The organism is Mesorhizobium sp. B2-7-2 (assembly GCF_006440775.1).
Lineage (GTDB): Bacteria > Pseudomonadota > Alphaproteobacteria > Rhizobiales > Rhizobiaceae > Mesorhizobium.
The window spans coordinates 79,483-88,374 of sequence record NZ_VFTZ01000025.1 but is presented as its reverse complement, the minus strand read 5'-3'; the positions used below and the strand labels follow the sequence as shown (position 1 = coordinate 88,374).

The following is an 8,892-nucleotide window of genomic DNA, read 5'->3' as shown; positions in this document are numbered from 1 at the left end:
CAGGCAGCAGGCCCAGAGGCGCCGCCTTTTTCGGTTGCGCGGCTCATACAAGGTTTTTCGCATTTGCGAAAGGGGAGTGTTGCAGGCAGCAGGCCCAGAGGCGCCGCCTTTTTCGGTTGCGCGGCTCATACAAGGTTTTTCGCATTTGCGAAAGGGGAGGCCCGACCCCAAATACATAGTCACTGATTCTTAAACGTCTTGGTGTGAAATGATTCCGTTAACCAAGGCGGAACCTTTGAGGGGCCGGACAGTTCGATGTTCATGACCGATCCTATGTCCAGATTGCGTCCGGTTTTTGCGTGGGCGGCGCTTGGCGTGCTCGTCGCGGCCGGCGCCGCGCAATCGGCGGCTACGCTTCGGCAAGCCGACCCGATCGCGCCGCCCGACGCCAGGACCGCGCAGCAGATGTTCGCCGACGCCCCCGACGGCGTCGACCCGATCGTCACCGGCCCGGTCAGCGCCGCCTTCAAGCAGCGCCAGAAGGATGCCAACTGCGATACCGCGGTCTGGCCGAAAATTCCCCGGGCTTGCTATCCGGATTGATCTTTCCGCCACAGGAAAACGGCAAATGCTGGCGGGACAGCGCCCCCCTCTGCCCTGCCGGGCATCTCCCCTCAAGGGGGGAGATTAGCAGCTTTGATCCCGCTGCCAGTCCTGCAGCGTTGGAAATTAGCGAAAGCCGATGCGAAATCCGATCTCCCCCTTTGAGGGGGAGATGGCCGGCAGGCCAGAGAGGGGGGCCTCGCGCCGGCGCCTCGGATTTTATTGATCTTCAAGCCGACCGCACCGGATCGAGCGTGACCTTGTAAAGCTCGTTGTCGTCGCGATCCATCAGCCGCACGGTGAGCTGTTCCGTCGCGCCGGAAATGTCGACCAGCCCGAAGAACTGCAGCCCGGCCGACGGCGGCAGGTTCTGGCCCTGCTCGGCGGTCGGCGCCTTGATGAATTTCAGCTCCGGCCCGAAGGTCATGTCGAGGTCGTTGGGGCCGAAGGTGCCGGCGTGGATCGGACCGGACACGAACTCCCAGAACGGATTGAAATCCTGGAACTGCGCCTTGTCGGGATTGTAGTAGTGCGCCGCGGTGTAGTGGACGTCGGCGGTCAGCCACACCGTGTTGGTGATGCCGGCATTCTTGATGAAGCGCAGCACGTCGGCGAATTCCAGCTCACGGCCCTTTGGCGCGCCATTGTCGCTGTTGGCGACCGCCTCGGCCCCGGCCTTCTTCGCCGCGTCGTTCCAGACGACCAGGCTGAGCGGCATGTCGGCGGCGATGACCTTCCACGTCGCCTTGGAATTCGCCAGCTCGCGCTTCAGCCACTTCGACTGCTCCTCGCCGATCATGCGCGACTTCGGCGTCAGCGTCTCTTCCATGTCGGGGCCGTTCGGGCCGCGATAGGAGCGCATGTCGAGGAAGAACACGTCGAGCAGCGGCCCATGCGAGACCTTGCGGTAGACGCGGCCCGGCTCCGACGGCTCGTAGCGGATGGTCGTCATTTCATGGAAGGCGCGAGCCGCCCTGGCCGCCAGCACATGGATCGACTTTTCCTTGTAGCGGTCGTCGGCGGTCAGGTCCTTCGAATCCGACCAGTTGTTGAGCACCTCGTGGTCGTCCCACTGGTAGAAGGTCGGGCAGATGGCCGACAGGCCAAGCACATGCTTGTCCATCATGTTGTACTTCCACTGGTCGCGGTACTCGTCCAGCGTCTCGGCCACCTTGCGCTTGCCGTCGATCATGACCACGTTCTTCCACTTGCCGCCGCCGGGCAGGTCGACCTCGTCCTTCATAGCGCCGTCGGCATAGATGGTGTCGCCGGAATGCAGGAAGAAGTCCGGCGTGTGCTTGGCGATGGTCGAATAGGTCTTCATGCCGGTCTCGTCGATACCCCAGCCCTGGCCGGCGGTGTCGCCCGACCAGGCGAAGCGCACGTCGCGCTTGGACGACGGCGCGGTGCGGAAACGGCCGACGATCGGCTCGGACACGGCATTGATGTCGGAAAGATCGGCAGCGGTCATGCGGTAGAAAATGTCCTGGTCCGAGGCGAGATCGGTGAGCAGCCGCTTCACCGTGTAGTCGCTGGCCGGCGAGGTATCGAGCGCAGCCAGCCGCGTCGCATTGGCGAAGCTTTCGGTCGTCGACACTTCATACATCACGCGCGCCGGGCGATCGGTGCGGGTCCACACCATGCCCGACGTGGCGTCGACGTCGCCGGACTGGACGCCATGCGTGAAGGCCGGACGCTGGCTGGCGCGGGAATAATAGGGCAGCGCCAGACCGGAGGCGCCGACAAGGCCGAAGGCGCTGGCCGAAGTGACGAAGGCGCGGCGGGTGAGCGAAAGCTTGTTCATGGCTGTCTCCGGGATGGCATTGAGCGGGACCGCCAAGCTCTCGCCTCAATGTTTCAGGCGCATATCGGAACCATGAAGTTTTGATAACAGTCGACATCTTCCTTCTCCCCTTGTGGGGTGAGAAGCGGTCCGCGTTAGCGGACGAAAAGCCAATTGCTTGGCTTTTCGAGCTTCGAACGCCCTGAGCCTGCGAAGGGCCGGGTGGTGGATCGGCGCGCAGCGCCGAGACGGATGAGGGGTATTCCAGCGGAGTGAGACGTTGGCTTTCCCTGGAGCACCCCTCATCCGGCCGCTTCGCGGCCACCTTCTCCCACAAGGGGAGAAGGAAAAGTCGCGCCTCAAGCCGCCTGCGGTTCCGGCTCGAACGCCGGCCTGCTCGTATTGATCAGCAGCGAAATACAAGCCGCCGCGATACCCGTCATGCCGGCAATCAGGAAGGCCAGCTCGTAATTGCCCTGCAGCTCGCGCATCGTGCCGCCGAAGGCGGCGGCGGCCGCGGCGCCCACCTGGTGGCCGGCGACGATCCAGCCGAACACGATCGGTCCGCTGCGGTCGCCGAACGCCTCGTTGGCAAGCCTCAGCGTCGGCGGCACGGTGGCGATCCAGTCGAGCCCGTAGAGCACGGCGAAGATGACCAGGCTGGTCGCGGAGAAGCCGGAATAGGGCAGGTAGATCAGTGACAGCCCACGCACCGCGTAATAGACGCCGAGCAGCTTGCGCGGATCGAAGCGGTCGGTGAGCCAGCCGGACAATGTCGTGCCGATCAGGTCGAAAATGCCCATCATCGACAACAGCCCGGCCGCCTGCACCTCGCCAATGCCCATATCGCCGCAGAATGCGATGAGATGCGTGCCGACGAGACCATTGGTGGTGAAGCCGCAGACGAAGAAGGTGGCGAACAGATACCAGAACACCCGCGTGCCCGCCGCGCGGCGCAGCGTGTTCAGCGTGTGCGCCAGGAAATTGCCCTGCGATGCAGGCGACACCGGCGGCACGTCGCCGGCATCGGCGCCGTAGCGCACCTGCCCGATCGAAGCCGGGAGCTCCGGCACCAGCAGCAAGACGAACGGGATCAGCGCGGCGGTGGCCAGCGCCACGGCGATCGCCACCGGCTTCCAGCCCCCGCTCTGCGCCAGCGAGGCGATGAGCGGCAGGAACACCAGCATGCCGGTGGCGCTTGAGGCCGACATCAGGCCCATCATCAGGCCGCGATTGGTCTTGAACCAGCGGTTGACGATGGTGGCGCCGAGCACGCTCGCCACCGCGCCCGAACCGATGCCGGAAAACACGCCCCAGGTGATGAAAAGATGCCATGGCTCAGTCATGAACAGGCTGAGCGCGGTCGATCCCGACATCACCAGCAGCGAGCCGAGCAGCGTGCGGCGCAGCCCAATGCGTTCCATCAGCGCGGCAGCGAACGGACCGGTCAGCCCGTAAAGCAGGATGCCGACGCTGGCGGCCCAGGACGTTACGTCGCGATGCCAGCCGAAGCTTTCCTCCAGCGGCACCATCATCACCGAGGGCGCCGAACGGAGCCCCGCCGCGATCAGCAGGCACAGGAAAATGACGGCAACGACGACGAATGCGTAGCGCTGGCCAAACGGACGGGACTGGATTATCATGTTACTGACCGGTACGTTGCAATGGACTGAAGCCATACATACGTACCGGTCAGTAACATTGTCAAGCGAGTTGTTTGAATGCCATCCGACAATAAAATTGAAGCATCGATCAGCGAGCTCCCTGCTCCCCGGGCGGCGGACAAGATCCTGGACGTGGCGCGCGACCTCTTTTACCGCGAGGGCATAAGGGCGATCGGCGTCGACGAGATCGTCAGGCGTGCCGGCGTCACCAAGCCGAGCCTCTACCGCAGCTTCCCGTCCAAGGATGAGCTCGCCGCCTCCTATCTGCGCAAATATGACCTCGAATTCTGGGAACGCTTCGACGAGGCCGTCGACGCGCATCCGGGCGATCCGCGCGCGCAGATCATCGCCTTCCTGACCCGCGTCGGCAAACGCACGCAAAAGCCGGACTATCGCGGTTGCGGCATGACCAACGCCGCGGTGGAATATCCCGAGCGCGGCCATCCGGCGCGGGTGGTGAGCGAGAACAACAAGGTCGAATTGCGCCGACGCCTGCGCGCCATGGCCGCCGCAATGGGCGCCGCCGATTCCGATACGCTGGGTGACGGCCTGCTGCTGCTCATCGAAGGCGCCTATATCAGCGGCCAGCTGTTTGGCCTGGGCGGACCGGCGGCGGCGGTCGCCCGCAACGCCGATCTCTTGATCGAAGCCAGCTTGAAGAAATAGCGATTGACGTTACGCTTCCGGCAGCTCGAACGGAGTTGCCAGTAATGCGCGTTCTTCTGATCCCGCTTGCCCTCGCCGGTTTCTGCCAGGCGGCCCAGGCCGGCGACATCTCCAGCGCCTATACCGATCTCGACTCGAAGAAGGACTGCGTGACCTATGCGCAAGCTGGGGAAGGCGACGGCGACTGGGCGAGCCTCGTCTGCTCAGGCTATCGCGGCTACCCGGTGCTGATCGGCTACGACGACGCGCGCGAATCCGTCTATTACGGCTTTCCGTCCGACGACATGACCGCGGTCTGGGAGAGCTTCACCGCCTTCAACGGCTCCGGACCGAAAGTCGAGTGGCGCATCGAGACCAATGGCGACGTCGTCATCCCCTTCGCCGCCATCCACCGCCGCTCCGTCAGCAACCCCGAGGACGAAAAGAAATCGACCGATGTGCTGGTCGTCGCCAAGGTCGCGCAACCGGAAGAGCACCAGGGCTGCACGATCGGCCTGGTTTTGGCCACCGGCAATCCGCAGGCCAACGCCCAGGCGCGCAAGCTCGCCGACGAAAAGGCGAAGACCTTCGCCTGCGGCAAGGACAAGCGCGAGGTGATCGGCAACGTGCCGCCCTTCGGCCGGGTCGACAATTAACCGGGCCTCGCCAACCATAGGGCCAGAGCCGCATCGGGTTCCCATTCGCCTCGCTGCCTAGTAAACCCTTGCGCGATCGCAGCCGGTCTCGGGAGGTCCGCTTGTCCAGTTCTGTCAGCGTCGCAAACGAGAACGGCGTGGCGGTGGTCACCATCGACAACCCGCCTGTCAATGCGCTCAGCTTTCATGTCCGCAAGCCGCTTTACGAGGCGCTCACCGCTTTGCGCGACGATCCCACCGCGAGGGCCATCGTCATCGCCTGCGCCGGGCGCACTTTCGTGGCCGGCGCCGACATCACCGAATTCGGCAAGCCGGTCGAGCAACCGGAATTGCGGGCCATTATCGCCCTGCTGGAAACGGTTCCCAAGCCGACGGTCGCCGCCATTCACGGCACGGCGCTGGGCGGCGGGCTGGAACTGGCATTGGGCTGCCATTTCCGTGTCGCGGACGCCACCGCCAAGCTCGGCCTGCCGGAGGTAAGGCTCGGCCTGTTGCCGGGTGGCGGCGGGACCGTACGTTTGCCACGCCTGGTCGGCGCCGCGAAAGCGCTCGGCATGATCGTCTCGGGCAGCCCGATCTCGGCCGGTGAGGCAAAGGCCGCCGGTCTTGCCGATGCGGTTATCGACGCCGGTCTCTTGGCAGAGGCGGTTCGTTTCGCTCGCGAAATGGCTGATCGAGGCGGACCGTTCGTGCCGGTGCGTGACCGCAATGACCGCCTTGCCGGGTCCGATCTCGCAGCCTTCGACCGCCAAGCCGCCGATCTGGCAAGAAAAGCCCGCGGACTGGACGCGCCGCTTGCCTGCGCCGAAGCCGTGCGCAACGCGATCATCTTGCCGTTCGACGCAGCCCTTGCGGCCGAGCGGCAGCTTTTCCAAAAGCTCGTTTCCGGCGACCAGTCGCGCGCGCAGCGGCATCTTTTTTTCGCCGAGCGCGAGGCGGCGAAGGTGCCGGGCAAGGATTTGCGGAAGCGCCGGATAGAGCGCGTCGGCGTGATCGGCGCCGGCACCATGGGCGGCGGCGTCGCGATGGCCTTTGCCAATGGCGGTCTCCCGGTGACTTTGCTCGAGACGAGCGAGGAGGCGCTGCGCCGCGGACTGGCGACGATCGAGAAGAATTATGCCGTCTCCGTCAGCCGCGGCTCGTTGACCGAAGAGGCGAAGCAAAAGCGGCTTGATCTCTTCAAGAGCAGCACCGACTACGCCGATCTCGCCGATTGCGACTTGATCATCGAGGCCGTGTTCGAGGACATGGCGGTCAAGAAGGAGGTGTTCGGCAGGCTCGACGCGATCGCCAGGCCCGGCGCCATCCTCGCTACCAACACCTCTTATCTGGACGTGAACGAAATCGCCGCCTCGACCTCGCGGCCACAAGATGTGCTCGGCATGCATTTCTTTTCGCCGGCAAACGTCATGAAGCTCCTTGAGATCGTGCGCGCCGAAAAGACCGCGCCTGACGCGCTGGCGACGGTCACCGACCTCGCCCGGCGCATCGGCAAGGTCGCGGTCGTCGTCGGCGTCTGCCACGGTTTCGTCGGCAACCGGATGCTTTCGGCGCGCGGCGCCGAGAACGAGGCGCTGTTGCTGGAAGGCGCGACGCCGAGCCAGGTCGACAAGGCGTTCACCGATTTCGGCTGGCCGATGGGGCCGTTCCAGATGGGCGATCTCGCCGGCCTCGATATCGGCTGGCGCAACCGCAAGGCGCGCGGCCAAACGGCGGTGATCGCCGATGCGCTGTGCGAGCAGGGCCATTTCGGCCAGAAGACCGGGCGCGGCTGGTACCACTATGAGGCCGGCTCGCGTGAGCCGGTTGCCGATCCGGAAGTCGAGGCGCTGATCCGGGCGAAGGCGGCGGAGCTTGGAATTGCGCGGCGCGAGATCGGCGCCGAGGAGATTCTCGAACGCACGCTTTATCCCTTGGTCAACGAGGGTGCCAAGATTCTCGAGGAAGGCGTCGCAGCACGCGCGTCCGACATCGATGTCGTCTGGGTCAATGGTTACGGCTTCCCGATCGGCAAGGGTGGGCCGATGTTCTGGGCCGGGGTCGCAGGCGCGGCGAAGATCGTCGAGCGGCTGGAATTCTGGCATGGGCGGACCGGCCGGCCGATCTTCGAGCCGGCGCCGGCGTTGAGGCGGTTTGCCGAGACGGGGGCTTGGACTGCCAACGGATAAGGCCAAGAAGCCGCGATCCTTCGCGCCCCCCTCTGGCCTGCCGGCCATCTCCCCCACGAGGGGGGAGATTGGATGTCGCGCCGGCTTTCGCCAACCACCACCATTACAGAGTAGAGTGCCGTCGACCCCGCTGCTGATCTCCCCCCTTGTGGGGGAGATGGCCGGCAGCCAGAGGGGGGCGCTGTCCCGCCAGCGCTTCCAGCCTCGCACTGTCCCTATCCACCAAATTTGACCATGTGGACAAATCTCAGGCGCCGTTCCATAGTCTCTCGTCTAACATTTTTGAACAGCCGGCTCGACACGGCCGTCGAACAGAGGGGCACTTCAATGGAAAACGAACGTAGCAAAACGCAACGCGCCGGCCTGTCGCGGCGCAACGTGCTGGAACTCGGCGCGCTCGGCCTCGCGGCCACCGTGCTGCCCGGCGCGGCCTTTGCCAAGGACAAGAAGCTGAAGGTGGCGGCGATCTTCGCCACGCCGATCGAGGAGCCGTGGGACAACCAGATCCATGTCGCCCTGCAGAAGGCGGAGAAGGAGCTGGGCATCGAATACAAATGGTCGGAAAAGGTGCAGACCGCCGACTTCAGCCGCGTGATGCGCGAATATGCTCAAGGGGGGTACCAGCTGGTGCTCGGCGACGCCTTCGCCGCCGAGCGCGAGTCGCGCCGCACGGCCAAGCAATTCCCGAAGACGGCGTGGCTGTTCGGCTCGGGCGCCGGTCCGGCCGAGCCCAATTTCGGCGTCTTCGACAACTGGATTCACGAGCCCGCCTATCTCTCCGGCATGATCGCCGGAAAGATGTCGAAGTCGGGCACGGTGGGCGCCGTCGCGGCGATGGGCATTCCGGAAGTGAACCGGCTGGTCAACGCTTTCTTCGCCGGCGCCAAGGAGGTCAACCCGAACGTCAAGAAGAAGGTCGCCTTCATCGGCTCCTTCTTCGATCCGCCCAAGGCCAAGGAAGCGGCCGTGGCGCAGATCGATGCCGGCGTCGACGTCATCTATGCCGAGCGTTTCGGCGTCATCGAGGCGGCGGTCGAGAAGAAGATTTTTGCCATCTCCAACATGTCCGACCAGTCCAGCCTCGGGCCGGATACGGTCATCACCGGCCCGGTGTGGGACATGTATCCGACGGTCGAGCAGGCGATCAAGCTGGTCAAGGCCGGCGTCTTCACCGCGCAAGACTATGGCGATTTCTCGCGCATGGCCAAGGGCGGCTCCTATCTGGCGCCCTTCCACAAGTTCGACAAAACGCTGCCGGCGGACGTCAAGGACCTGGTCGAGAAGAAGAAGGCCGAGATCCTCGAAGGCAATTTCCGCGTCGACGTCGACGAGAACACGCCGGTTTCGGATTGACGCATGGGGCGGCGCGAGGCCCCCCTCTCTGTCCTGCCGGACATCTCCCCCTCAAGGGGGGAGATTGGCAGTTTCGTCGA

The 8,892-nt window shown here is 64.6% G+C and carries 7 protein-coding genes; 5 read left to right on the top strand and 2 right to left on the bottom strand.

Translation table 11 applies throughout. The features are described from left to right. Positions 1–261 precede the first annotated feature (261 nt). Positions 262–543, top strand: a complete 282-nt coding sequence (locus tag FJ425_RS26535; protein ID WP_140544259.1) for a hypothetical protein — start codon at positions 262–264, stop codon at positions 541–543. Positions 544–772: 229 nt separating this feature from the next. Here the strand turns inward: FJ425_RS26535 and FJ425_RS26530 are convergent, their stop codons facing one another. Further along, positions 773–2,347 carry an alkaline phosphatase gene (locus tag FJ425_RS26530; protein ID WP_140636973.1) on the bottom strand — a complete coding sequence of 525 codons (1,575 nt, stop codon included), beginning with the start codon at positions 2,345–2,347 and terminating at the stop codon, positions 773–775. Positions 2,348–2,685: 338 nt separating this feature from the next. Further along, positions 2,686–3,969, bottom strand: a complete 1,284-nt coding sequence (locus FJ425_RS26525) for an MFS transporter (RefSeq protein WP_140727110.1) — start codon at positions 3,967–3,969, stop codon at positions 2,686–2,688. 78 nt (positions 3,970–4,047) lie between these two features. Between FJ425_RS26525 and FJ425_RS26520 the strand changes: the two genes are divergently transcribed. From FJ425_RS26520 to FJ425_RS26505, 4 genes are all read left to right on the top strand, one after another. Continuing rightward, a complete protein-coding gene (locus FJ425_RS26520) occupies positions 4,048–4,656 on the top strand; it encodes a TetR/AcrR family transcriptional regulator (protein WP_140727107.1) in 609 nt (202 codons plus the stop codon). Positions 4,657–4,700: 44 nt separating this feature from the next. Further along, positions 4,701–5,291 carry a hypothetical protein gene (locus tag FJ425_RS26515; RefSeq protein ID WP_140727104.1) on the top strand — a complete coding sequence of 197 codons (591 nt, stop codon included), beginning with the start codon at positions 4,701–4,703 and terminating at the stop codon, positions 5,289–5,291. A 101-nt stretch (positions 5,292–5,392) separates the two neighbouring features. Continuing rightward, a complete protein-coding gene (locus FJ425_RS26510) occupies positions 5,393–7,459 on the top strand; it encodes a 3-hydroxyacyl-CoA dehydrogenase NAD-binding domain-containing protein (protein WP_140727101.1) in 2,067 nt (688 codons plus the stop codon). A 327-nt stretch (positions 7,460–7,786) separates the two neighbouring features. Beyond that, on the top strand, positions 7,787–8,812 hold the full coding sequence (locus FJ425_RS26505) for a BMP family protein (protein ID WP_140544243.1): 1,026 nt from the start codon (positions 7,787–7,789) through the stop codon (positions 8,810–8,812). The last annotated feature ends 80 nt before the right edge of the window (positions 8,813–8,892 follow it).

Coding starts and splice junctions, on each gene's coding strand:
- FJ425_RS26520 (WP_140727107.1), top strand. CDS start 4,048: ATGCCATCCGACAATAAAATTGAAGCATCGATCAGCGAGCTCCCTGCT.
- FJ425_RS26505 (WP_140544243.1), top strand. CDS start 7,787: ATGGAAAACGAACGTAGCAAAACGCAACGCGCCGGCCTGTCGCGGCGC.
- FJ425_RS26525 (WP_140727110.1), bottom strand. CDS start 3,969: ATGATAATCCAGTCCCGTCCGTTTGGCCAGCGCTACGCATTCGTCGTC.
- FJ425_RS26515 (WP_140727104.1), top strand. CDS start 4,701: ATGCGCGTTCTTCTGATCCCGCTTGCCCTCGCCGGTTTCTGCCAGGCG.
- FJ425_RS26535 (WP_140544259.1), top strand. CDS start 262: ATGACCGATCCTATGTCCAGATTGCGTCCGGTTTTTGCGTGGGCGGCG.
- FJ425_RS26530 (WP_140636973.1), bottom strand. CDS start 2,347: ATGAACAAGCTTTCGCTCACCCGCCGCGCCTTCGTCACTTCGGCCAGC.